Consider the following 22,590-nt stretch of genomic DNA (forward strand, 5'->3'; position numbering starts at 1 on the left):
CACCGCGGTGGATGGCACGGGCTTCGCCCGTGTTCGCGGGCAAGCCCGCTCCCACAGGGATCGCACCAGCTTTTAGAAATTGAGCAAGACAGTTGCTCCCATAAGCCCGGTGAAGGCAGCCAGATAGTCAGCTCTGCTGCAGATGCCCATAAAGCTTGGCGTATAACCCACCCTCGGCAATCAGCTGCTGATGGTCGCCGTCTTCGGCCACGTGCCCGCCATCGAACACCAGTACCCGGTCGGCCTGTTTCACCGCCGACAAGCGATGGGCGATGATCAGCGTGGTACGGCCGCTGAGGAAGCACGCCAAGGCCTGATGCAGGTTGTACTCGGTGGCGGCATCCAGGGCTGAGGTGGCCTCGTCGAGGATCACTACCTTGGGCTCAGCCAGTACCATGCGGGCAATGGCCAGGCGCTGGCGCTGGCCACCGGACAAGCGCACGCCTGAACGCCCCACCACACTGTCCAGGCCTTGCGGCAAGGCGGCGATGGTGGCATCCAGCTGAGCGATGCGCAGCGCCTGCCAGCACGCATCATCGCTGCAGTCGCGGCCCATGGTCAGGTTGGCACGCACGCTGTCGTTGAACAGCGACGGGTGCTGCAACACCACCGCGACATTCTCGCGCAGGGTTTCCAGGCCGATTTCCTGCAGGCTGGCCCCGCCAAAGCGGATGGTCCCGGCCTGGGCGCTGTATAGGCCCAGCAGTAGCTGCACCAGCGTGCTCTTGCCGCCGCCGCTGGCACCGACAATCGCCACCTTCTCACCCGCGGCGATAGACAGGTCGAGGTGGTCGAGCACCGGCTCGTCGGCATAGGCAAAGCGCAGGTCGCGCACGTCAATGCCCACCGTTTCGCGGCCGGCGAACGGGTCGCTGGCGGCCGGGTATTGCGGCTCGTCGGCACGCGCCAGCAGCTCGTTGAGGCGACTCAGCGCACCGCCGGCGGCGTAGTAGGCATATTGCAGATTAAGCAGTTGCTCCACCGGACCGATCATGAACCACAGGTAGCTGAACACCGCCAGCATCTGGCCGATCGACAGGTCGGAAAACAGCACGGTCAGCATGGCCGCCGCGCGGAAGATGTCGATGCCGAACTGGAACAGCAGGCCACTGGCACGGCCACTGGCATCGCTTTTCCATTGCGAGTCCACGGCGTAATCGCGCACCTCGCGGGCACGCAAGCCCAGGCGGCCAAGAAAATAGCCCTGGCGGTTGCCGGCGCGGATTTCCTGGATGGCATCGAGGGTTTCCGCCAGCGCCTGAGTAAAGCGCGCGGTGCTGTCGTTTTCGAGCTTTTTCAGGTGCTTGACGCGCTTGCCCAACTGCACGGTGAAGTAGATCACCAGCGGGTTGAACAGCAAGATCAGCAAGGCCAGCTGCCAGTGCATCCAGATCAGGATCGCCGCCGTGCCGGTCAGTGTCAGCATGGCCACCAGGAAGCGGCTGAGGGTTTCGCCAACGAACTTGTCGAGGGTGTCCAGGTCGGTGACCAGGTGGGTGGTCACCGTGCCGCTGCCCAGGCTTTCGTACTCTTTCAGCGAAATACGCTTGAGGCGCTCGATCAGGCGGATGCGCAGGCGGTAGACGATGTCCTTGGCCAGCCCGGCGAACAGCTTGGACTGGATCACGTTGAACGCCAGTGCAGCCAGGCGCAGGCACAGGGTGAGCGCCAGCATCAGGCCGATGTAGCCGGCTGCTACCTGCCAGTTGGACGGCAGCAGGTGGTTCATCCACTTCAGCGCGGCATCACCATGGCCGAGCAGTACTTCGTCCACCAACAGCGGCAGCAGCAGCGGAATGGGCACACTGCAACACGCCGCCAGTAACGCAATGAGGTTGGCGGACCAGAGGTTTTTCTTGTGATGCAGGGCCAGGCGGCGGATTTCCGCCCAGCTCAGTCGATCGCCCGCAGTGTATGGCTTGCCCGGTACCGGGTCGGGTGACCCTGGTACATCAAGCACAGGCGGCCTGCTGCAGCCAGCGGCCGAGCAAGGGTTGCAGGCGCTCCAGTGGCTGGTAGCCGTTGGTCAGCAAGGCCAGTTGGCCATTGCGCTCGGCCAGCAAGGTCGGGAAACCGGCAATACCCAGGTCCTGGGCCCAGGCGAAGTCGGCCGCGGTGGCGGCGCGGGTATCGGCACGGGCGAAGGTTTCGGCGAACGCGGCACGGTCGAAGCCACTCTGGGAGGCCAGCTCGACCAGCTGCGGCGCGGTGGTCACATCGGTACCCTGCTCGTAGAACGAACGCTGGATCAACGCCAGCAGCGGCCAGACGCGCTCGGCATCCAGCTCGCGGGCCGCGACCAGGGCGCGACAGGCCGGCTCGGTGTCGTAGACGAAGCCGTCAGGCATGGCCCCCTCGAAGCGGAACGGCTGGCCGGTAGCATCAGCCACCGCCTGCCAGTGTTCCAGGATGTACTTGCGAGTGGAGCTGTCCAGGGCGCTGCCGCCCGTACGCAGCCCGCCCGTTACCAAGCGGGCAGGCACGCCTGCCTCACGCGCCTGGGCGATCAGGGCCGCGGCCACTGGCGCAAACCCCCAGCACCAGGAGCACATCGGGTCCATCACATAGATCAGGCGTGCAGACATGCTTCAAGCCTCGGCTTTGTAGTTGTAACCGATCGGGTGCGGCAGGTTGCGGGCCTTGGCCAGCTCGATCTGCTTCTGCCGGTCGATGGCACTGCGCCGGGTCTTCTCGCTCAGGCTGTCCCAGCAATGCGGGCAGCTGACACCTGGCGAATAGTGCTCGGACGCGCGCTCCTCTGCATTGATCGGATGGCGGCAGGCGTGGCACTGGTCGTACTCGCCTTCGCTCAGGTCATGGCGCACCGTAACCCGGTTGTCGAAGACGAAGCAGTCGCCGTCCCACAGGCTTTCTTCCTGAGGCACTTCCTCGAAGTATTTCAGGATGCCGCCCTTAAGATGATAGACCGACTCGAAGCCTTCACCGAGCATGTAGCTGGAGGCCTTTTCGCAACGGATGCCGCCGGTGCAGAACATGGCGACCTTCTTGTGCTTGCTCGGGTCGAAATTGGCCTTGATGTACTCCGGGAACTCACGGAACGTTTCGGTCTTCGGGTCGATGGCGCCCTTGAACGTACCGATGGCCACTTCGTAGTCGTTGCGAGTGTCGATCAGCAGCACTTCCGGGTCGCTGATCAGGGCGTTCCAGTCCTTGGGCTCGACATAGGTGCCAACGGCCTGGTTGGGGTCTACGCCCGGCACGCCGAGGGTGACGATCTCTTTCTTGAGCTTGACCTTGGTGCGGTAGAACGGCTGCTCGTCGCAATACGACTCTTTATGGTCGACATCGACCAGGCGCGGGTCGTTGCGCAACCAGGCCAGCAGGCCATCGATGCCTTCGCGGGTGGCCGATACGGTGCCGTTGATGCCCTCGTGGGCCAGCAGCAGGGTGCCTTTGACGTTGTTGTCGAGCATGGTCTTGAGCAGCGGCTCGCGCAGCTCGACGTAGTCTTCCAGGGTGACGAACTTGTACAGCGCCGCGACGACGATGGCTTGAGACATGTAACGGAATCTCCAGGTGGTTGCCCTCGTAAGGGGCGGACCGGGTTTGACGGTATAGAAAAGCATGGGGGCGCTTTGCGCCCCTTTCGCGACACAAGGCCGCTCCCACAGGGGACCGCGTAACCTGATGGCTAGTGCGGTTTTTGTGGGAGCGGCCTTGTGTCGCGAAAGGGCCGCAAAGCGGCCCCCGGATTTTGCAGGATTCTACCAGAACAACAGAAAGGTTTCAGTGCCCGCCGCCGGCGCACACCGGCGAGGCCGGTGCAACGCCGACCTTGGCCCACTCTTCGGTGGTGTAGGTGTGGATGGCCAGGGCGTGAATCTCGCCCATCAGCTCACCCATGGTGGCGTACACCTTCTGGTGGCGCTTGACGCTGTTCAACCCGGCAAACTGCTCGCTGACGATCACGGCCTTGTAGTGGGTCTCCTGACCACGACTGTGCATGTGACTTTCGTTGAGCACTTGCAGGTGTTGCGGCGCCAGCGCGGCCAGTTGCTGTTCGATACGTTGTTGCATGGTCATTGCGGCGTACTCACTTCTTCGCGGGTGCGGCGGCCTTGCCTGCGTTCGGGTCCAGCTCTTTGGTCATGTCTTCCAGCAGCTTGTTCACCACCGGTACTGCGGGCTCCAGGCTCTGCTGGGTCAGCTGTGCCGACTGCTGAGTGACCTTGGGCATTTCACGCAGCACTTTCTTGCCCAGCGGCGATTCGTAGAACTTGACCAGGTCTTTCAGCTCCTGCTCGGTGAAGGTCTGGGTGTACAGGTCGACCATCTTCGGCTTCAGCTTGTTCCAGCCGATGGCATTGTCCAGGGCGGCATTGGCCTTGGCCTGGTAGCTTTCGAGTACGGGCTGCTTGGCGGCCGGGGCCTTGGTCTGGGCGAAACGCTGGGCGAACATCTGCTGCACTTGCATGTACACCGGGGTGCCCAGCTTGTCGGCGTTGGCCAGGGTCAGGAATTTCTCGGCAGCAGCGTTGTGGCTGGCGGTGGCAGCGAGTACCTGGCCGCTGGCGCAAACCAGGGCAACGGCGGCACAAAGGACACGGAGACGGGTCATTGCATTTCCTTCAAAGAGAGGGAGGCGGGCACCTCAGAGTAGAGCATTCTGCGCCGTGGTGGCGATGTGCTCAAGTGGCACGACGAGCGACGGAACCGCTCGGTCGAATCAGGGCCTAAACTGCGATTTCGAACTACACAGGAGTGAGTACAGAATGAGCCGTATCGAGACAGACAGCCTGGGCCCGGTCGAAGTTCCGGAGGACGCCTACTGGGGTGCGCAGACCCAGCGTTCGCTGATCAACTTCGCCATTGGCAAGGAGCGCATGCCCCTCGCGGTGTTGCACGCCCTGGCACTGATCAAGAAGGCCGCGGCGCGCGTCAACGACCGCAATGGCGACCTGCCGGCCGACATCGCCCGGCTGATCGAACAGGCCGCCGATGAAGTGCTGGCTGGCCAGCACGACGATCAGTTCCCGCTCGTCGTCTGGCAGACGGGCAGTGGCACCCAGAGCAACATGAACGTCAACGAGGTGATTGCCGGACGCGCCAACGAACTGGCCGGCAAAGGCCGTGGCGGCAAGGCGCCAGTACACCCCAATGACCACGTCAACCGCTCGCAGAGCTCCAACGACTGCTTCCCCACCGCCATGCACATTGCGGCAGCCCAGGCGGTGCAGGAAAAGCTACTGCCGGCCGTCACCGAACTGTCTTCAGGGCTGGCCGAGCTGTCGATGCGTCACCACCAACTGGTAAAAACCGGTCGCACACACATGATGGACGCCACGCCGATCACCTTCGGCCAGGAAGTGTCGGCCTTCGTCGCCCAGCTCGATTACGCCCAGCGCGCCATCCGCGCCACCCTGCCGGCGGTGTGCGAACTGGCCCAGGGCGGCACTGCCGTGGGTACCGGGCTGAACGCCCCGCAGGGGTTTGCCGAGGCCATCGCGGCCGAGCTGGCGGCGCTGTCCGGCCTGCCGTTCATCACCGCGCCGAACAAGTTCGCCGCCCTCGCCGGCCACGAGCCGCTGACCAGCCTGGCGGGCGCCCTGAAAACCCTGGCCGTGGCCTTGATGAAAATTGCCAACGACCTGCGCCTGCTGGGTTCCGGCCCGCGCGCCGGCCTGGCCGAGGTGCGCCTGCCGGCCAACGAGCCCGGCAGCTCGATCATGCCGGGCAAGGTCAACCCCACCCAGTGCGAGGCGCTGTCGATGCTGGCCTGCCAGGTACTGGGCAACGACGCGGCCATCGGCTTTGCCGCCAGCCAGGGGCATTTGCAGCTGAATGTGTTCAAGCCGGTGATCATCCATAACCTGCTGCAATCCATCGAGTTGCTGGCCGATGGTTGCCGCAACTTCCAGCAGCATTGCGTGGCGGGTATCGAGCCGGATGCCGAGCAGATGGCCGCGCACCTGGAGCGCGGGTTGATGCTGGTGACGGCGCTGAACCCGCATATTGGCTATGACAAGGCGGCAGAAATTGCCAAAAAGGCTTACAGCGAGGGCAAGACCTTGCGCGAGGCGGCCTTGGCGTTGAAGTACCTGACCAATGAGCAGTTCGACCAGTGGGTGCGGCCGGAGAACATGCTGGCGCCGGGCGGCAAGGGCTGACTGCTCTGTAGCCTGTACCGGCCCTTTCGCGGGTGAACCCGCTCCTACGACGAGCGGCGATCCATGGTAGGAGCGGGTTCACCCGCAAAAGGGCCGGTACAGGCAATCGACAGACCTAGTGTGGTGTTTTGCAAATACGGCCAATAACTCGCGAGCGATTTTTGCGCTCAAGCAAGGCGTCGCGACGAGTCGTAGCCCAGCTACGGCGAGGAGCGACAACGCCGCATGAGCGCAAAAAGCGCCGCGCGTTATGGTCGTTATTTGTGAAACACCACACTAGGCCAACCGCGCCCGGCGGGCCCGCCAACCCGCCACCAGCGACGGCCCAAGCGCCACCAGCGCCGAACCGAACACCACCGTGACCGCCCCCACATAGCCCAGGGCATTGATGTCCTCGGCATGCACATACTCAGGCCAAACCAACGCCGCCAGCGCCACCGCAACGAAGGTCACCAGCGGGGTCAGCGCCAGCGTGGCACTTACCCGTGAGGCCTCCCAGTGCGCCAGTGCTTCGGCAAACGCGCCGTATGCCACCAGGGTATTCAGGCAACAGGCCAGCAGCAGCCAGCCTTGCACCGGGGTCAGTTGCAAGGCCTCCAGCGGGTGCACCCAAGGTGTCAGCAGCGCAGCGCAGCTGAGGTAGATCACCATCATCACCTGCTGCGAGTGCCACACGGTCAGCAACTGCTTCTGGCTCAGGGCGTAGAACACCCAGATGCTGGTCGCCAGCAAAATGGTCAACACGCCGGTGGTGTAGGTACCCAGCGAAGTCAGCAGCTCTTCCAGGCGCTGGTTGAAGAACAGGCCAAACCCTGCCAGCAGCACCAACAGGCCCACGCCCTGCCCCACACTGAAGCGCTCGCGGAACACGAACACGCTGGCCACCAGCAACAGCACCGGGCCGATCTGTACCACCAGTTGTGCGGTGCCTGGGCTAAGCAGTTTGAGACCGATCAGGTAGAGCACGTAGTTGCCCATCAGGCCGAGCACGGCCACCAGCACCAGGCCCTTGCCCTTGGGCGCCAGTTTACGCATGGACGGCAAACGCCGCTGAGCCGCCAGCCAGGCGAACAGCAGGCCGCCGGAGACCAGCAGGCGGTACCAGGTGACAGTGATCGGATCGACCACTTGCAGTACCTGCTTGAGCTTGATCGGCAGGATGCCCCAGAGCAGCGCTGTCAGAAGTGCCAGGAACAGCCCATAGCCCCAGCGGCCAGAAGTGGTGTGCATAAAATCCTCGATCAAGCCCGTGGTGGGGGTTGTTGAATTCTACGGGGTTGGAGGACGGGGACGGTGGAGAGTGCCGAGAAAAGAATTCATCAGGTCATTCTTTTGGGGCATGGCTGGGGGGAGGTGTTGCCTGTTCTGGCCCTTTCGCGGGTAAACCCGCTCCTACAAGGGATCGCGTACCCCTGTAGGAGCGGGTTCACCCGCGAAAGGGCCAGAACAGGCAACATCACCGTCGGCTATTTTTTGTGCTTGGCAAACGCCGCTTCCAGCGCCTGGTTGATGGTGCGCACCACCTTCACCCGCGCCCAGCGCTTGTCATTGGCCTCTACCAGCGTCCAAGGGGCAATCTCGCTGCTGGTGCGATCGACCATGTCACCCACCGCCTGGGAGTATTCGTCCCACTTGTCGCGGTTGCGCCAGTCATCCTCGGTGATCTTGTAGCGTTTGAACGGAATTTGCTCACGCTCTTCGAAGCGCTCCAGTTGGGTCTGCTGGTCAATCGCCAGCCAGAACTTGACCACCACCACGCCAGCATCCACCAACTGCTCTTCAAAGTCGTTGATCTCGCTGTAGGCACGCATCCAGTCAGCGGGGCTGCAGAAGCCTTCCACCCGCTCCACCAGCACCCGGCCATACCAGGAACGGTCGAAGATGGTGAACTTGCCCCGTGCCGGGATGTGCCGCCAGAACCGCCACAGGTACGGCTGGGCGCGCTCTTCTTCGGTAGGCGCAGCAATCGGCACGATACGGTACTGCCGCGGGTCCAGCGCTGCCGCCACGCGGCGGATGGCGCCCCCCTTGCCGGCGGCGTCGTTGCCTTCGAACACCGCCACCAGGGCGTGCCGGCGCATGCGCTTGTCACGCAGCAGGCCGGCCAGACGGGCCTGTTCGGTGATCAACTGTTCCTGATAGTCGGCCTTGTCCAGGCGCAAGGTCATGTCCAGGGCGCCAAGCAGGCTGCGGTCGTCGATGCTGTGGCCCAGCGGGGCCACGTTGCCCTGGTGCTTGCCCTTGGGATTATTGGCCAGCGCGGCTTGCAGGCTTTCCAGCAGAATGCGCCCCACCGCCAGGCTGCGGTAATTCGGGTCTACCCCTTCGATGATGTGCCATGGCGCATAGTCGCGGCTGGTGCGGCGCAGCACGCGCTCACCAAAGCGCACGAAGCGGTCGTAGGTTTGCGACTGCTGCCAATCCAGCGGGCTGATCTTCCAGCTGTGCAGCGGGTCGTCCTTGAGCGATTTCAGCCGTGCCTTCATCTGCTTCTTGGACAGGTGGAACCAGAACTTGATGATCAGCGCACCTTCATCGCACAGCATCTGCTCCAGGCGCTCGGCACCGGTAATGGCCTGATCGAGCACGGCATCCTTGAACACCCCGTGCACCCGCCCCTGCAGCATCTGGCTGTACCAGTTGCCAAAGAACACACCCATTCGCCCCTTGGGTGGCAAGGCCCGCCAATAGCGCCAGGCGGGTGGGCGGGCCAGCTCCTCGTCGGTCTGCTGGTCGAAGGTGAGCACATCGATCATGCGCGGGTCCATCCACTCGTTGAGCAGTTTTACCGTCTCACCCTTGCCGGCGCCTTCAATGCCGTTGATCAGCACGATCACCGGAAACCGCGCCTGCTGCTTGAGTTCGTACTGGGCTTCGAGCAGGGCCTCGCGTAAAGCGGGTACCTCGGCGTCGTAAGCCTCCTTGTCGATGCTGTGGCCGATTTCGGCAGATTCGAACATGCACTGGCTCCTTCAATGGATAAGCAAGACTAGCGGATTTCATTTCGGCCTGTATTGACCTCTTCACCAATGAACGCGCTCCCACAGCTCAGCCGGATGGCATAAAATCCCGCCATCCGCTGCAACCGAGCCCACCATGCCCACCCTCCTCCAGCACGCCCAGATCGACTGGGACGACCAGGGCCGCCCCCATTCGCGGCACTATGACGACGTCTATTTCGCAGTCAACGAAGGCATCGAAGAAACCAAGCACGTGTTCCTCGGCCAGACCCGCCTGGCCGAACGTTTTGCCAACCTGGCGCCGCACGCCTGCACGGTGATCGGCGAAACCGGTTTTGGCACCGGCATGAATTTTTTCTGCGCCTGGCAACTGTTCGACCAGCACGCACACAGCGACGCGCGCCTTCACTTCGTCAGCGTCGAAAAGTACCCCCTCGACCACGCCGACATGGCCCGCGCAGTGCGCCTGTGGCCTGAACTGGCCGCCTATACCGAGCCACTGCTGGAGCAATACGTGGCGGTGCACCCGGGCTTTCAGCAGTTCACCTTCGCCGGTGGCAGGGTCACCCTGACCCTGTTGATAGGCGATGTGCTGGAACAGCTGCCGCAACTCGACGCGCAGATCGATGTGTGGTTCCTCGACGGCTTCGCCCCCGCCAAGAACCCCGACATGTGGACCCCGGAGCTGTTTGCGCAACTGGCGCGGCTATCGCATCCGGGCACGGTGCTGGGCACCTTCACCACCACCGGCTGGGTACGCCGCAGCCTGGTGGAAGCCGGCTTCGCCATGAAGAAGGTGCCAGGCATCGGCAAGAAGTGGGAGGTGATGAGCGGCGCCTACGTCGGCCCCCTGCCCGGCCCATGCGCGCCTTGGTACGCGCGCCCCGCGGTGACACAGGGGCCGCGCGAGGCGCTGGTGATCGGTGCCGGACTTGCCGGCAGCAGCAGCGCCGCCAGCCTGGCCCGGCGCGGCTGGCAGGTAACCGTGCTGGAGCGCCACGAAGCCCCGGCCCAGGAAGCGTCAGGCAACCCGCAAGGGGTGCTGTACCTCAAGCTGTCTGCCCATGGCACCGCGCTGTCGCAGATGATCCTGTCCGGGTTCGGCTACACCCGGCGTCAGCTGCAGCGCTTGCAGCGTGGCCGTGACTGGGATGCCTGCGGGGTGCTGCAACTGGCCTTCGACAGCAAGGAGGCCGAACGCCAGGGCAAGCTGGCTGCCGCCTTCGACCATGGCTTGCTGCACTGCCTGGCGCGCGCCGAGGCCGAAGCCATCGCCGGCGTGGCGTTGCCTGGCGGCGGGTTGTTCTACCCCGAAGGTGGCTGGGTGCACCCGCCAGCGCTGTGCCAACAGCAGTTGCAGCACCCTGGTATTCGCGTGGTGACCCACCAGGACGTGCTCGAACTGCGCAAAGTGGATGAGCATTGGCAAGCCTGGGCTGGCGACCAGCTGTTAGCCCGCGCTCCAGTGGTGGTCCTGGCCGGTGCGGCGGATGTGCTGCGCTTCGAACCTTGCGCGCAGTTACCACTCAAGCGCATCCGTGGGCAGATCACCCGCTTGCCGGCCACCGCCAGCAGCCAGGCACTGCGCACCGTGGTGTGCGCGGAGGGCTATGTGGCACCGCCGCGCGAGGGTGAACATACACTGGGCGCCAGTTTTGACTTCCACAGCGAAGACCTTGCACCGACGGTGGCCGAGCACCAGGGCAACCTGGCGCTGCTGGACGAAATTTCCGTCGATCTGGCGCAACGGCTGGCTGTGGCTGAACTGGACCCCGAGCAATTGCAGGGACGTGCTGCGTTCCGTTGCACCAGCCCGGATTACCTGCCGATCGTCGGGCCCATTGCCGACGCGCAGGCGTTTACCGAAGCCTATGCAGTACTGGGCCGGGATGCGCGGCAAGTACCGGATGTGCCCTTCCCTTGGCTGGGCGGGTTGTATGTGAACAGCGGGCATGGCTCACGCGGGCTGATCACGGCGCCGTTGAGTGGCGAGCTGGTGGCGGCCTGGGTATGTGGGGAACCGCTGCCATTGCCGCGGGCGGTGGCGGAGGCTTGCCATCCGAACCGGTTTGGATTGCGCCGGTTGATCCGGGGGAAATGATTGCATCGGGTTGCCTGCCCGGCGTCATATAACCAAACATTCTAAAACTCTCGAAAAGCACATAGGTCAGTTCCTTAAGGTGCCCTAATCCGGGGCATCACCTCCCCAACGGAAAAACCGGTAAGGACTTATGTGCGGATTAGCAGGAGAGTTACGTTTCACCCCCATCGACCAAGCCCCTCGCCCAGCCGACCTGGCTGCGGTAGAGCGCATTACCCATCACCTGGCCCCGCGTGGCCCGGATGCCTGGGGCTTCCATAGCCAGGGGCCGATTGCCCTTGGCCACCGGCGGTTGAAGATCATGGACCTGTCCGACGGCTCGGCGCAGCCGATGGTCGACAACACCCTAGGCCTGTCGCTGGCCTTCAACGGCGCCATCTACAACTTCCCCGAGCTGCGCCAGGAACTGCAAGACCTGGGTTACCAGTTCTGGTCCGATGGCGACACCGAGGTGCTGCTCAAGGGCTACCACGCCTGGGGCGCGGCGCTGCTGCCCAAGCTCAACGGCATGTTTGCCCTGGCCATCTGGGAGCGCGACAACCAGCGCCTGTTCCTGGCCCGCGACCGCCTGGGCGTCAAACCCCTGTACCTGTCGCGCAACGGCGAGCGCCTGCGCTTTGCCTCGACCCTGCCGGCACTGCTCAAGGGCGGCGACATCGACCCGATGCTCGACCCGGTGGCCCTCAACCACTACCTGAACTTCCACGCCGTGGTACCGGCACCGCGCACCCTGCTGGCCAACGTGCAGAAGCTGGAGCCCGGCACCTGGATGCGCATCGACCGCCATGGCGAAGTGGAACGCCAGACCTGGTGGCAGCTGAAGTACGGCCCCAACCCGGACGAGCGTGAACTTGATCTGGAAGGCTGGACCACCCGCGTACTCGACGCCACCCGCGACGCCGTAGCCATCCGCCAGCGGGCAGCCGTCGATGTGGGTGTGTTGCTGTCGGGCGGCGTCGATTCCAGCCTGCTGGTCGGCTTGCTGCGCGAAGTGGGCGTTGACGACCTGTCGACCTTCTCCATCGGCTTTGAAGATGCCGGCGGCGAGCGCGGAGACGAGTTCCATTATTCGGACCTGATCGCCAAACACTACGGCACCCGTCACCACCAGTTGCGCATTGCCGAACACGAAATCATCGACCAACTGCCGGCCGCCTTCCGCGCCATGAGCGAGCCGATGGTCAGCCACGACTGCATCGCCTTCTACCTGCTGTCGCGGGAAGTGGCCAAACACTGCAAAGGCGTACAGAGCGGCCAGGGTGCCGATGAGCTGTTCGCCGGTTACCACTGGTACCCGCAGGTGGACGGCGCCGACGATGCCTATGCGGCCTACCGTGACGCCTTCTTCGACCGCAGCCACGCCGAATACCGCGACACCGTGCAGGCCCCCTGGCTGCTGGAAACCGACGCTGCCGGCGACTTCGTGCGCGAACACTTCGCGCGCCCCGGCGCACCGGCTGCCGTGGACAAGGCCCTGCGCCTGGACAGCACCGTGATGCTGGTCGACGACCCGGTCAAGCGGGTGGACAACATGACCATGGCCTGGGGCCTGGAGGCGCGGACGCCGTTCCTCGATTACCGCCTGGTGGAACTGTCGGCACGCATTCCCGCACGCTTCAAGCTGCCCGACGGCGGCAAGCAGGTGCTCAAGCAGGCAGCGCGACGGGTGATCCCGCATGAGGTGATCGACCGCAAGAAGGGTTACTTCCCGGTACCGGGCCTGAAGCATCTGGAAGGTGCCACCTTGGGCTGGGTACGCGAACTGTTGACCGACCCCAGCCAGGACCGAGGGTTGTTCAACCCGGCCATGCTCGACCGCCTGCTGAGCAACCCACACGGCCAGCTGACGCCATTGCGCGGCTCCAAGCTGTGGCAACTGGCGGCGCTGAACCTGTGGCTGAGCGAACAAGGAATCTGACCGATGAAAGCCCATGAAATCGCTTATGGTCAGCGCCTGCTGCGCGGCCAGGCGCCGTCCTACGAGCGCCTGCAGGCGCGCCTGGCCGGCGACGGCAGCCAGCCCCACGACCAACCGCGTGCCGTGCACTGCGGCTGGGGCCGGCTGTTGATAGGCCACACCTACCCCGACCCGGCTTCCCTGGCCGAGGATCTGCTCGACGAGCACCCGGGCGAACGCGACATCGCCCTGTACGTGGCCGCACCGCAGCAGGTGCTGGCCCAGGCCCCCCAGCAGCTGTTCCTCGACCCGTCCGACACCCTGCGCCTGTGGTTCACCGACTACCGCCCGGCGCAGCGGGTATTTCGCGGCTTCCGCGTGCGCCGGGCACAGAACCCCGCCGACTGGCAGGCGATCAACACGCTGTACCAGGCGCGCGGGATGCTCCCCGTCGACGCCGAGCTGCTTACCCCCCGGCACTTGGGTGGCCCGGTGTATTGGCTGGCAGAGGACGAAGACAGCGGCGCGATTATCGGCAGCGTCATGGGCCTGAACCACACCAAGGCGTTCGATGACCCCGAGCATGGCAGCAGCCTGTGGTGCCTGGCGGTGGACCCACACTGCACCCGCCCCGGCGTGGGTGAAGTGCTGGTGCGCCACCTGATCGAACATTTCATGAGCCGTGGCCTGGCCTACCTGGACCTGTCGGTGCTGCACGACAACCGCCAGGCCAAGCGCCTTTACCAGAAACTGGGTTTTCGCAACCTGCCCACCTTCGCAGTCAAGCGCAAGAACGGTATCAACGAGCAGCTGTTCCTCGGGCCTGGCCCGCAAGCCGACCTCAACCCCTACGCACGCATCATCGTCGACGAGGCCCTGCGCCGAGGCATCGAAGTGCAGGTGGACGACGCCGCTGGCGGCCTGTTCACCCTGAGCCTGGGCGGGCGGCGCATTCGCTGCCGGGAATCGCTCAGCGACCTGACCAGTGCCGTGACCATGACCCTGTGCCAGGACAAACGCCTGACCCAGCACGCCCTGCACAACGCCGGGCTGCAGGTGCCCGCGCAACAGCTGGCGGGCAATGCCGATGACAACCTGGCGTTTCTCGAAGAGCATGGCGCGGTGGTGGTCAAGCCGGTCGATGGCGAGCAAGGCCAAGGCGTGGCGGTAAACCTGACCTGCATCGACGACATCACCCGCGCCGTGGCACACGCCCGCCAGTTCGACAGCCGCGTGCTGCTGGAAAGCTTCCATGCCGGGTTCGACCTGCGCATCGTGGTGATCGGCTACGAGGTGGTGGCCGCCGCCATCCGCCACCCGGCGCAGGTGCTGGGCGACGGTAAGCACAGCGTGCGCCAGTTGATCGAAGCCCAGAGCCGTCGCCGCCAGGCTGCCACCGGTGGCGAAAGCCGCATTCCGCTGGACGACGAAACCGAGCGCACCTTGCGCGCAGCGGGCGTTGGCTATGACGACGTGTTGCCGGCCGGCCAGCGTCTGGCCGTGCGGCGTACGGCCAACCTGCACACCGGCGGCACCCTGGAAGACGTCACCGAACGCCTGCACCCGGTGCTGGCCGATGCTGCCGTGCGTGCGGCACGGGCACTGGAAATTCCGGTGGTTGGGCTGGACTTCATGGTGCGCGATGCCGGGCAGCCGGAGTACGTGATCATCGAGGCCAACGAACGTGCTGGCCTGGCCAACCATGAACCGCAGCCCACGGCCGAGCGCTTTATCGACCTGCTGTTTCCCCATAGCCGGCCGTTGGCCTGACAACTGCTCGGCTTTTTGTGGGAGCGGCCTTGTGTCGCGAATGGGGTGCGAAGCGCCCCTAGGATCTCAGCTTCGCTGCCGATATTGCCGGGGCCGCTTTGCGGCCCTTTCGCGACACAAGGCCGCTCCCACAAGGACTGCGAAATTTTAACCCGACCGGAGGCCTGGACATGTCCGAACGACTCCCCGAACCCGATCTCGACTACCTCAAACGCGTGCTGCTGGAAATGCTCGCCATCCCCAGCCCCACCGGCTTCACCGACACCATCGTGCGCTACGTGGCCGAGCGCCTGGATGAGTTGGGCATCCCCTTCGAGCTGACGCGCCGCGGCACCATCCGCGCCACGCTGAAGGGCCGGCAGACCTCGCCCGACCGCGCCGTCTCTGCCCACCTGGATACCATCGGCGCCAGCGTGCGCCAATTGCAGGACAATGGCCGCCTGGCCTTGGCGCCCGTCGGCTGCTGGTCCAGCCGCTTTGCCGAAGGTAGCCGGGTCAGCGTATTCACCGACACCGGCGTATTCCGTGGCAGCGTGCTGCCGCTGATGGCCAGCGGGCATGCCTTCAATACCGCCATCGATCAGATGCCGGTGAGCTGGGAGCATGTGGAAGTGCGTCTGGATGCCTACTGCGCCACACGCGCCGACTGTGAGGCACTGGGTATCAGCATTGGTGACTTCGTGGCCTTCGACCCATTGCCCGAGTTCACCGAAAGCGGCCACATCAGCGCCCGTCACCTGGACGACAAGGCTGGCGTAGCCGCATTGCTGGCGGCATTGAAGGCCGTGGTGGAAAGCGGTCGCCAGCCGCTCATCGACTGCCACCCGCTGTTCACCATCACCGAGGAAACCGGCTCGGGCGCAGCCGGCGCCCTGCCCTGGGACGTCAGCGAGTTCGTCGGCATCGACATCGCCCCGGTGGCGCCTGGGCAAGCTTCCAGCGAGCATGCGGTCAGTGTGGCCATGCAGGACTCGTCGGGGCCTTACGACTACCACCTGTCCCGACACCTGCTGAAACTGGCCGGCGACCATGACTTGCCGGTGCGGCGCGACCTGTTCCGCTACTACTTCAGCGATGCCCATTCGGCGGTGACTGCCGGGCACGATATTCGTACCGCGCTGGTGGCGTTCGGTTGCGATGCCACCCATGGTTACGAACGCACGCATATCGACAGCCTGGCGGCGCTGAGCCGGTTGTTGTCGGCGTACCTGCTGAGCCCGCCTGTGTTTGCCAGTGATTCGCAGCCGGCCAATGCATCGCTCGAGCGCTTCAGCCACCAGCTGGAGCATGATGCGCAGATGGAGAGCGACACACGGGTACCGGCGGTGGACAGCCTGGTCGGAAACAAAGGCTAAACGCCCTTGGGGCTGCAAAGCGGCCCCAACACCTCGACTGTTTCGCGTAGCATGCCCATACCTATTTCAGACACCGCCCGACCATGCTGATCCCCTACGACCAATTGCAAGCCGAAACCCTGACCCGCCTGATCGAGGACTTCGTCACCCGCGACGGCACTGACAACGGCGACGACACCCCGCTGGAAACCCGCGTGCTGCGGGTACGTCAGGCACTGGCCAAAGGCCAGGCTTTCATCCTGTTCGACCTGGAAAGCCAGCAATGCCAGTTGCTGGCCAAGCATGATGTGCCCCGCGAGCTGCTCGAATAGCAGGTCAGGCCTCTTCAGGCCTTGCTCTGCTTGGACGCCTTGATGCGCTTGTAAACTTCGGCTCGATGCACCGGCACCTCACGCGGAGCAGCCACACCAAAGCGCACCACGCCGTCCCGGGTCTCTACCACCATGATCCGGATGTCATCGCCAATCACGATGACCTCCCCTACTTCGCGCCCTATTACCAGCATGTTCCGATCCTCCTGCGAAAGGGAAAACCGGAGCCTGCCCCGTAGGCATTCAGCTACTCAATAGTTCCACTGCGATTCAGAAGCCTCTTACACTTTTGAGTAACTTCTCCTACAGACCAATCATCGCGACGGGGCTTTTGCTCGCATTTTCACCGCCATTTCGGCCATCTCGTCATACAGCCGCTCAGGGGCCTGGCGTTTCAGTTGCCAGGCCTGGCGCCCTGCCTCATGCGGCAGGATGAGGAACTCGCCTGCAGCGACCTGCTGATGGATATAGTCGGCAATGTCCGCCGCACTGATCGGCGAACCTTCGAGCAGCTTGCCCACCTGCGCCTTCATCGCCGGGTTCGGCCCGCGGAACGAGTCCAGCAGGTTGGTCTGGAAGAACGACGGGCACACCACGTGCACTGCCACCTCTACCTGACGCAACTCCACCAGCAGGCTTTCCGACAAGGCCAGCACACCGGCCTTGGCCACGTTGTAGTTGCTCATGCCCGGGCCCTGCATCAGTGCGGCCATCGAGGCGACGTTGATAATGCGCCCCTTGCTGCGCTCCAGCAGCGGCAGGAAGGCCTTGCAGCCCTTGACCACGCCCATCAGGTTGACCGCGATCTGCCAGTCCCAGTCTTCCAGCGTCAGTTCGGCGAAGAACCCGCCCGAAGCGACGCCGGCGTTGTTGACGATCACATCGACCCCACCGAACTTCTCTTCGCAGGCCTGGGCCAGGGCCGTCAGCTGGCTATAGTCGCGCACATCGCAGCGCTGGACGAAGCCGTCGCCACCGGCCTGGCGAACCTGCTCCAGCGTTTCGCGCAGGCCGGTTTCGTTGACATCGGCCAATGCCAGGCGCCAGCCCTCACGGGCCCAGCGCAGGGCGATCTCGCGGCCGAGGCCAGACCCGGCGCCGGTGATCATGATGCGTTTTTGCATGGTCGCAGGCCTTGTTTTGACAGGGAGTCCGGTGAGTCTAATCAAGGCGTCGCCATCCGGGAGGATTCATCAGGGCAGTGAATGGGCGGGCATGATTGGGTAGACGGCTGCACGGGGATGGAATCTTTACCAACCCGCACCGGTCCGAATTATCGAGAGGCCAGCATTCTCAGGCTCTTGCCCCCTAATCACGCAAGGACTTTGACATGACCACGATCCTTATCATCATCCTGATTCTGCTGCTGATCGGTGGCTTACCGGTCTTCCCCCACTCGCGCAGCTGGGGCTATGGCCCTTCCGGCATAATCGGCGTGGTGTTGGTGATTCTGTTGGTATTACTGTTGCTTGGGATGATATGACGCGCTGCGGATAGCCACTTCAAACAGTCACGTGAGGTGAATGGCAAGCGGGTCACACCACCCGGTTGCCATTCTACAGGTTCGCATCAAACACCATTGTCACGACGGCCTGATACTCGATACCAGGCAACATGTCCTGTTTCTGGGTGTGGCCGCGAGGGTATACATGAAAATGCAATTGCCCTTGGCTGCCGGTCACACCCTCTGGCGGGACTTCCAGGCTCATGGCGTTCTCAGCTCCGCCAAAGGACATTGCCTGCCGATAGAGCGAACGGCCATTGTAGGAAACCCCTGGCAAGGTCATGGCCAGGTACAGCGGTATGCCATGGCCCTTGGCCGACCGTAGATTGCACGTGCTATCCAGCCCGGTGCTGCACTGCGCCCAGACGTTGAATGGCCCACTGGCAGTCAGGCTGAAACCCACGTCTTTTTCCAGTTTCTCTGCCACACCCCGCCCGCGGTTCCCATGCCCGTGCGCCTGCTGCGGCACCAGTACCACCTGCTCGGAACCCGGCTCAAAACGCACCTCAAGGTCATGCACCACCTCCAGTTCGACGTTGATCGCCACTGAATCGGCCGTGAGCCCGGCGACCGTTCGGCTCGAACCCAGGCCAATATCCCTGTCGGGGCCTATCGAATAGACCACGCGCCCTCGGTACACGCCCGACTTCAAGCTCGCTGGCAAAGGCGTCTTCAGCCTGTAGCCCAGCGTAAGGTGACTCACATGGTAAGTGCTCGCATTCGCCGCGTTGAGGTTGGCCCAGCACCCGTTGCTGGCTGGCGACCACAGAAACAGGCGATGGGCCGCGCTCGCCAACGCAACCTGGCAACCACTCGAGTCCAGGCCAGTGCGCGCCGCAAGCGTAGGTGCCCCATCGTCCGAAGTTACCGCACCGCCCAGGTGGGTAATGGCAAAGTCCATGCTGACTTGCTCGCCGGTCTTGTCACGGACCATCAGTAGCGCAGTTGGCTGGACAGGGGCCGAGAGGTAGAGGCCATCGGTGCCTTCGCCATCGACTGTTTTCGAGTATTCGACCCCCACATCCAGCAGATCCTGCAGCGGATCGCCACAAAGCTGCGGCAACTGAGTACAGACAGGGGATGACCGGGGTGTCAGGTTTTCAAATTGCCGGGTCTCGCCGCGGTAACGCAGCTTGAGCGTAATGTCGGCCGCCTGCGCCCACGATGAGCCGAGCACGCCAGACAGCAGTACCAGCATTGCACACTTGCGAAACATGCCCCTACCTCTCACTCTGCCTTGAAGTTCATGGCTTTGCGTGCATCGCCTTCCACCTGTTCGAAGCGGTATTCGACACCGGGCTTCTCGACGAACTCGCGCGTACGTCCAGGACGAAGATGGTGCTTGGCCGGAGGCTCACACTCGTCCTCGTTCAGCACACAGACCTGGACGTTGTCGAGCAGCACTGTCGCATTGCCCTCGTTGCGCACGGTCCATTTCCCACCGGCTCGCTCGATCGAGGTCTGATACCGCGTGGCAGCAGGTTTGATAATCAAAATGGTGCCGTAGCCGGCCAGAAACTGCACACCGGCACTGAGTTCTTTGCGGTAAGCGTCAAGCTCCGTTTCATCCAGTGCGAAGCTGTCATCCTGTTCCGGCACCACCGGGACGAAGCGCAGCCGGTAGTAACGCTCCTGGTTCCGTTCACCGCGATACAGCAACCGCACGGCTTGCATGCCGCGTGCCGGGATGATCATCCGCGCTGGGCTGGCAACAACGCTGCGCTGATCGAAGGGCAGCTCATCGACTTCCACCTCACGGGGTTCGGCCTGGCCGTCGTAGACCAGCTCCAGCACGCTGACCTTGACGAACGCAGTACTGTCCCCCCGGTTGTAGATGCGTTTGGCATAGGTGCCCTTGCCTGGCTCGAGGTAGTCATAGAGCGCGCCGACATCCAGCTGTGGCCCGGCCTGGGCAAACCACGGCAGCATCAGCGCAACGAACAACAAGGGTGACAAGTGAAATGTGAACCTGTGCATCTTCAACCTCTGTTTACTCAACATCCAATCCATCGACCCGGGAATCGGGCCCTCTACAGCGTCATGCCGAAAGCCGGCTCAGCCCACACTGGGCACACACCGCTGATCACCCACGATCAGCAGGTCATCCTCGCGATCAAAGTTGTCCGGCGTTAATGTCAGAAGGCAGTTGCCTGCCGTGCCATGGCGAATTTCCAGGGTGGGCCGTGACTCACTCATTTCGACGTTGAAATAGCCATCCACCTCGACAACCGTGCGCCCGGCGTCATTGACCACATGCGCGCCGTGCAGTGGCTGGCCTTGCCCGTCGAGCAGCCGACCAAACACGGTGACCGTTCGCATGACCTTCACTGAGTGGTACCCCACCCCACCGCGGTTGAGGTGATAGTCCACAGCGAGGGGTTGGATCTGAGCTGGCGGCACGTCCTTCGTGTCGAAGTCGAAGCGCACATGGCCAGACTTGAACGCCGTCACCGGCACGATATTGCGCCCGGGGTGCAGCACTGCACTCATGCCCTGGCCATCGTTGGCGCGCAGCTTTACACCGTGCAGATCGCTTTCGACATCGATGATCAAGCCGGCTTCGAGCGGCAGGTTGCTGCCGCCCATGGCCAGCTTCCCGGCGCCCAGCGCCAGGGTGCTTTCCAGGTTGAGGCCACCGCTGAGGTTATTGTTGAAAGAGGAACTCTGGGCATAGGCATCGCCCTGCAGCGCCTGGCTGTGGAACCGCCCATTGGCCGCCAGGCTGGTGCCATAGCTGTCGAGCGTCGCACTGCCCCCCAGGCTGTGCACGGGGCCCAGGTCGACGTTCTGCCGATACCACAGCGAAGCGTAGGGGTCATTGCCCCCCTCACGCGAGGCGCGGCTACCCACATCGACCCCAAGCTGCCTGCCATCGCGCTCAAGCTTCATGCTTACAGCAACGTTGACGCCGCGGCTACGGACACCGGCGCTGCTGCGCGTTCCAGGCCTGTCGAAAAGTGACAGGCGAACACTGCTCTGATGCCCCCGCAGTTTCCCGTAGAACGCCCAGCTCAGGTCGGCCCCCAGGCCGCTTGCCGAGCCCGCACTGTGTTCCAGGCGCAGCGTCGCTGAACTGCGCGCGGTTACCCGCTGGTTGATCGAAAAGGCGGTGCGGCTGCGCACCTGGCGCTGGGAAGTATCGTCGCGACCGCTACTGCCAGGCTCCAGCCAGGTCTGGTTGTGGCTCAGCAACAACGAGCCCCATGGGTGGGTGTAGGTCAACTGCAGATCGCCGCCGTTGCCCAGGCCCTGGGTCTGATTGAGGCTGGCGTAAAGCTTGAACCGTTCATGCACGTCCCAGTCCAGCGAAGTACCCAACTGCAGGTCAGCATCGACCTGTTGCATTGACAACCCCAGCACCGCAGCAGGATGCATCAGGTAGTTGGAAAGGGCACCGAACACCGGGCTCTGTTCACGTTCGCCATCCGAGTTGCTCAGCAGCTCGACCTGCTGGCCCACGTACAGGTTGTAGCGCCAGCGGTTATCCATGTTCTGCCACCGGCTGGGCTTGTAGATGGACACTTCGCTGCGCGAGGTCTCCAGGCCGTCTTCGAGCAAACGCAGCTCCACATCATAGATGCCGCCGGGCAATACCCGCGTGTCGATCGCCTGCAAACCGGGCTGTACCGGCTGACTGTTGATCAGCGAACCATTGCGATAGATTTCGACGATACCCGGGCGGTTCGGCGTGACGTAGACCGGGATGGCGCTGGCTTGGCCATTGTCGACCAGCAGGCTGTCACTGCTGCCCAGCATCAAGCCAAGCGTGCTATCAGGGCGGCGCCCGAGTAGCGCTGGCTGGCGCACCAGGCCTTGTGCGCCAGTGGAGAAGTAACCCAGCCGAAAGAAATGCGCTTCCTGCAGGCTCTCCGCGTAAAGCTGGTTCATGCGGTAACGCATATCGCCTTGCTCAGATGGGCTACGATCCACGCGTGCATCGGCAAGCGTCGTCCAGTTATGCAGGTTGCCCTGACCGAGCAGGCCGATTCTGCCCGTGGTCTGGTTGCCATCATTGACCAGGTTGAGCTGGTTACGCAGCAGCAACCCAGCGTCACTCTGCTCCGGGAGGCGGTGAAAGAGCGCGTCCTGCTCCCGCTTCTCGGCATTGGACGTCAGCAATGACAACTGGGAATTGGCCAGGCTGTAATGGATAGCCTGCAACCCGTCCGGGCAGTTTTGCAGGCAGTCGCCCAGCATGCGCCCGCCTTCCAGGCGCTGTTGCCATAACTGCCTGAGTGTGGCCGGCTCTGCGCTCTGCTCAGTGTCGGTAAACGCCAGCAACTGCACACGGTTATCACGGCTCAATACCACCATGGCATCACCGAGGTAGCGTTGATCAAGCTCCACTCGCACGGCAAGCGGCACATCGAAAAAGTGCGCCTCGAAGTCTTCTGGCAAACGCCCGAATGTATTCAGGTCAATGGCACTGGACGCGCGCTCGGCCAACACTTCGAGCGGCATAAGGCAGGCAGCACCCAGCAGCCAGACAGCGAGTGCGCGGCCGGGTGCAGCAAACTGGAACATGATTCAATCCACTTCAACACCTGCCCCTACACTGGTAAAC

The 22,590-nt window shown here is 63.5% G+C and carries 19 protein-coding genes; 7 read left to right on the forward strand and 12 right to left on the reverse strand.

The window, feature by feature from the left end; all coding sequences use genetic code 11:
• Nucleotides 1-127: 127 nt before the first annotated feature.
• From REH59_RS21705 to REH59_RS21725, 5 genes are all read right to left on the reverse strand, one after another.
• A complete protein-coding gene (locus REH59_RS21705) occupies nucleotides 128-1,960 on the reverse strand; it encodes an ABC transporter ATP-binding protein (protein ID WP_003252650.1) in 1,833 nt (610 codons plus the stop codon).
• Nucleotides 1,953-2,585 carry a DsbA family protein gene (locus REH59_RS21710; protein WP_003252648.1) on the reverse strand — a complete coding sequence of 211 codons (633 nt, stop codon included), beginning with the start codon at nucleotides 2,583-2,585 and terminating at the stop codon, nucleotides 1,953-1,955. The genes REH59_RS21705 and REH59_RS21710 overlap by 8 nt, the downstream gene beginning before the upstream one ends.
• A 3-nt stretch (nucleotides 2,586-2,588) precedes the next feature.
• Nucleotides 2,589-3,521 carry a rhodanese-related sulfurtransferase gene (locus REH59_RS21715; RefSeq protein ID WP_003252646.1) on the reverse strand — a complete coding sequence of 311 codons (933 nt, stop codon included), beginning with the start codon at nucleotides 3,519-3,521 and terminating at the stop codon, nucleotides 2,589-2,591.
• Between the two features lie 226 nt (nucleotides 3,522-3,747).
• Entirely contained in the window at nucleotides 3,748-4,044 is a 297-nt protein-coding gene (locus tag REH59_RS21720; RefSeq protein WP_014860620.1) for a BolA family protein, read from the reverse strand.
• A gap of 10 nt (nucleotides 4,045-4,054) precedes the next feature.
• Nucleotides 4,055-4,579 (reverse strand): DUF2059 domain-containing protein, encoded by a 525-nt coding sequence (locus REH59_RS21725; protein WP_003252642.1) that lies wholly within the window; start codon nucleotides 4,577-4,579, stop codon nucleotides 4,055-4,057.
• Between the two features lie 154 nt (nucleotides 4,580-4,733).
• Here REH59_RS21725 and REH59_RS21730 point away from each other — a divergent pair, with 154 nt between their 5' ends.
• The gene (locus REH59_RS21730) at nucleotides 4,734-6,128 is read left to right on the forward strand and encodes a class II fumarate hydratase (RefSeq protein WP_014860619.1); all 1,395 of its coding nucleotides are present in this window, start codon (nucleotides 4,734-4,736) and stop codon (nucleotides 6,126-6,128) included.
• A 276-nt stretch (nucleotides 6,129-6,404) separates the two neighbouring features.
• Here REH59_RS21730 and REH59_RS21735 read toward each other — a convergent pair whose 3' ends face one another.
• Nucleotides 6,405-7,358: a DMT family transporter gene (locus REH59_RS21735; protein ID WP_014860618.1), complete on the reverse strand. Its 954-nt coding sequence runs from the start codon at nucleotides 7,356-7,358 to the stop codon at nucleotides 6,405-6,407.
• A gap of 236 nt (nucleotides 7,359-7,594) precedes the next feature.
• Nucleotides 7,595-9,088 (reverse strand): polyphosphate:AMP phosphotransferase, encoded by a 1,494-nt coding sequence (pap, locus tag REH59_RS21740; protein ID WP_003252637.1) that lies wholly within the window; start codon nucleotides 9,086-9,088, stop codon nucleotides 7,595-7,597.
• Nucleotides 9,089-9,224: 136 nt separating this feature from the next.
• On the opposite strand from pap, the gene mnmC reads away from it, so the two are divergent.
• The 5 genes from mnmC (at nucleotide 9,225) to REH59_RS21765 (ending at nucleotide 16,522) form a co-directional block, all read left to right on the forward strand.
• Nucleotides 9,225-11,189: a bifunctional tRNA (5-methylaminomethyl-2-thiouridine)(34)-methyltransferase MnmD/FAD-dependent 5-carboxymethylaminomethyl-2-thiouridine(34) oxidoreductase MnmC gene (gene mnmC / locus REH59_RS21745; RefSeq protein ID WP_320450356.1), complete on the forward strand. Its 1,965-nt coding sequence runs from the start codon at nucleotides 9,225-9,227 to the stop codon at nucleotides 11,187-11,189.
• A 130-nt stretch (nucleotides 11,190-11,319) separates the two neighbouring features.
• Nucleotides 11,320-13,107 (forward strand): N-acetylglutaminylglutamine amidotransferase, encoded by a 1,788-nt coding sequence (locus REH59_RS21750; RefSeq protein WP_014859983.1) that lies wholly within the window; start codon nucleotides 11,320-11,322, stop codon nucleotides 13,105-13,107.
• Between the two features lie 3 nt (nucleotides 13,108-13,110).
• Nucleotides 13,111-14,856 carry an N-acetylglutaminylglutamine synthetase gene (ngg, locus tag REH59_RS21755; protein ID WP_003252632.1) on the forward strand — a complete coding sequence of 582 codons (1,746 nt, stop codon included), beginning with the start codon at nucleotides 13,111-13,113 and terminating at the stop codon, nucleotides 14,854-14,856.
• Nucleotides 14,857-15,026: 170 nt separating this feature from the next.
• A complete protein-coding gene (locus tag REH59_RS21760) occupies nucleotides 15,027-16,211 on the forward strand; it encodes an osmoprotectant NAGGN system M42 family peptidase (RefSeq protein WP_003252630.1) in 1,185 nt (394 codons plus the stop codon).
• Between the two features lie 83 nt (nucleotides 16,212-16,294).
• The gene (locus tag REH59_RS21765; RefSeq protein WP_004575803.1) at nucleotides 16,295-16,522 is read left to right on the forward strand and encodes a YheU family protein; all 228 of its coding nucleotides are present in this window, start codon (nucleotides 16,295-16,297) and stop codon (nucleotides 16,520-16,522) included.
• A 14-nt stretch (nucleotides 16,523-16,536) separates the two neighbouring features.
• Here REH59_RS21765 and csrA read toward each other — a convergent pair whose 3' ends face one another.
• Together csrA and REH59_RS21775 are read right to left on the reverse strand one after the other, a co-directional pair.
• Entirely contained in the window at nucleotides 16,537-16,716 is a 180-nt protein-coding gene (csrA, locus tag REH59_RS21770) for a carbon storage regulator CsrA (RefSeq protein WP_004575804.1), read from the reverse strand.
• Between the two features lie 120 nt (nucleotides 16,717-16,836).
• Nucleotides 16,837-17,646 carry an SDR family oxidoreductase gene (locus REH59_RS21775; RefSeq protein WP_014861135.1) on the reverse strand — a complete coding sequence of 270 codons (810 nt, stop codon included), beginning with the start codon at nucleotides 17,644-17,646 and terminating at the stop codon, nucleotides 16,837-16,839.
• A 206-nt stretch (nucleotides 17,647-17,852) separates the two neighbouring features.
• Here REH59_RS21775 and REH59_RS21780 point away from each other — a divergent pair, with 206 nt between their 5' ends.
• Nucleotides 17,853-18,005, forward strand: a complete 153-nt coding sequence (locus tag REH59_RS21780) for a DUF3309 family protein (RefSeq protein ID WP_003252624.1) — start codon at nucleotides 17,853-17,855, stop codon at nucleotides 18,003-18,005.
• Nucleotides 18,006-18,078: 73 nt separating this feature from the next.
• Here the strand turns inward: REH59_RS21780 and REH59_RS21785 are convergent, their stop codons facing one another.
• From REH59_RS21785 to REH59_RS21795, 3 genes are read right to left on the reverse strand one after another with little or no spacing between them, the layout of a single operon-like run.
• Complete coding sequence (locus REH59_RS21785; protein WP_014861134.1) at nucleotides 18,079-19,242, reverse strand: hypothetical protein; 1,164 nt, start codon at nucleotides 19,240-19,242, stop codon at nucleotides 18,079-18,081.
• A gap of 11 nt (nucleotides 19,243-19,253) precedes the next feature.
• The gene (locus tag REH59_RS21790) at nucleotides 19,254-20,027 is read right to left on the reverse strand and encodes a hypothetical protein (RefSeq protein WP_014861133.1); all 774 of its coding nucleotides are present in this window, start codon (nucleotides 20,025-20,027) and stop codon (nucleotides 19,254-19,256) included.
• A 54-nt stretch (nucleotides 20,028-20,081) separates the two neighbouring features.
• Nucleotides 20,082-22,550, reverse strand: coding sequence for a TcfC E-set like domain-containing protein (locus REH59_RS21795; protein WP_014861132.1), 2,469 nt, complete (start codon nucleotides 22,548-22,550; stop codon nucleotides 20,082-20,084).
• Nucleotides 22,551-22,590: the final 40 nt, after the last annotated feature.

Source organism: Pseudomonas sp. BO3-4, assembly GCF_034044115.1.
Lineage (GTDB): Bacteria > Pseudomonadota > Gammaproteobacteria > Pseudomonadales > Pseudomonadaceae > Aquipseudomonas > Aquipseudomonas alloputida.

Bases quoted from the DNA above. Each gene is read 5' to 3' on its own strand.
- pap (WP_003252637.1), bottom strand. From the start codon at position 9,088: ATGTTCGAATCTGCCGAAATCGGCCACAGCATCGACAAGGAGGCTTAC.
- REH59_RS21790 (WP_014861133.1), bottom strand. From the start codon at position 20,027: ATGTTGAGTAAACAGAGGTTGAAGATGCACAGGTTCACATTTCACTTG.
- REH59_RS21720 (WP_014860620.1), bottom strand. From the start codon at position 4,044: ATGACCATGCAACAACGTATCGAACAGCAACTGGCCGCGCTGGCGCCG.
- REH59_RS21760 (WP_003252630.1), top strand. From the start codon at position 15,027: ATGTCCGAACGACTCCCCGAACCCGATCTCGACTACCTCAAACGCGTG.
- REH59_RS21785 (WP_014861134.1), bottom strand. From the start codon at position 19,242: ATGTTTCGCAAGTGTGCAATGCTGGTACTGCTGTCTGGCGTGCTCGGC.
- csrA (WP_004575804.1), bottom strand. From the start codon at position 16,716: ATGCTGGTAATAGGGCGCGAAGTAGGGGAGGTCATCGTGATTGGCGAT.
- REH59_RS21750 (WP_014859983.1), top strand. From the start codon at position 11,320: ATGTGCGGATTAGCAGGAGAGTTACGTTTCACCCCCATCGACCAAGCC.
- ngg (WP_003252632.1), top strand. From the start codon at position 13,111: ATGAAAGCCCATGAAATCGCTTATGGTCAGCGCCTGCTGCGCGGCCAG.
- REH59_RS21780 (WP_003252624.1), top strand. From the start codon at position 17,853: ATGACCACGATCCTTATCATCATCCTGATTCTGCTGCTGATCGGTGGC.
- REH59_RS21795 (WP_014861132.1), bottom strand. From the start codon at position 22,550: ATGTTCCAGTTTGCTGCACCCGGCCGCGCACTCGCTGTCTGGCTGCTG.
- REH59_RS21710 (WP_003252648.1), bottom strand. From the start codon at position 2,585: ATGTCTGCACGCCTGATCTATGTGATGGACCCGATGTGCTCCTGGTGC.
- REH59_RS21735 (WP_014860618.1), bottom strand. From the start codon at position 7,358: ATGCACACCACTTCTGGCCGCTGGGGCTATGGGCTGTTCCTGGCACTT.
- REH59_RS21775 (WP_014861135.1), bottom strand. From the start codon at position 17,646: ATGCAAAAACGCATCATGATCACCGGCGCCGGGTCTGGCCTCGGCCGC.
- mnmC (WP_320450356.1), top strand. From the start codon at position 9,225: ATGCCCACCCTCCTCCAGCACGCCCAGATCGACTGGGACGACCAGGGC.
- REH59_RS21715 (WP_003252646.1), bottom strand. From the start codon at position 3,521: ATGTCTCAAGCCATCGTCGTCGCGGCGCTGTACAAGTTCGTCACCCTG.
- REH59_RS21730 (WP_014860619.1), top strand. From the start codon at position 4,734: ATGAGCCGTATCGAGACAGACAGCCTGGGCCCGGTCGAAGTTCCGGAG.
- REH59_RS21765 (WP_004575803.1), top strand. From the start codon at position 16,295: ATGCTGATCCCCTACGACCAATTGCAAGCCGAAACCCTGACCCGCCTG.
- REH59_RS21725 (WP_003252642.1), bottom strand. From the start codon at position 4,579: ATGACCCGTCTCCGTGTCCTTTGTGCCGCCGTTGCCCTGGTTTGCGCC.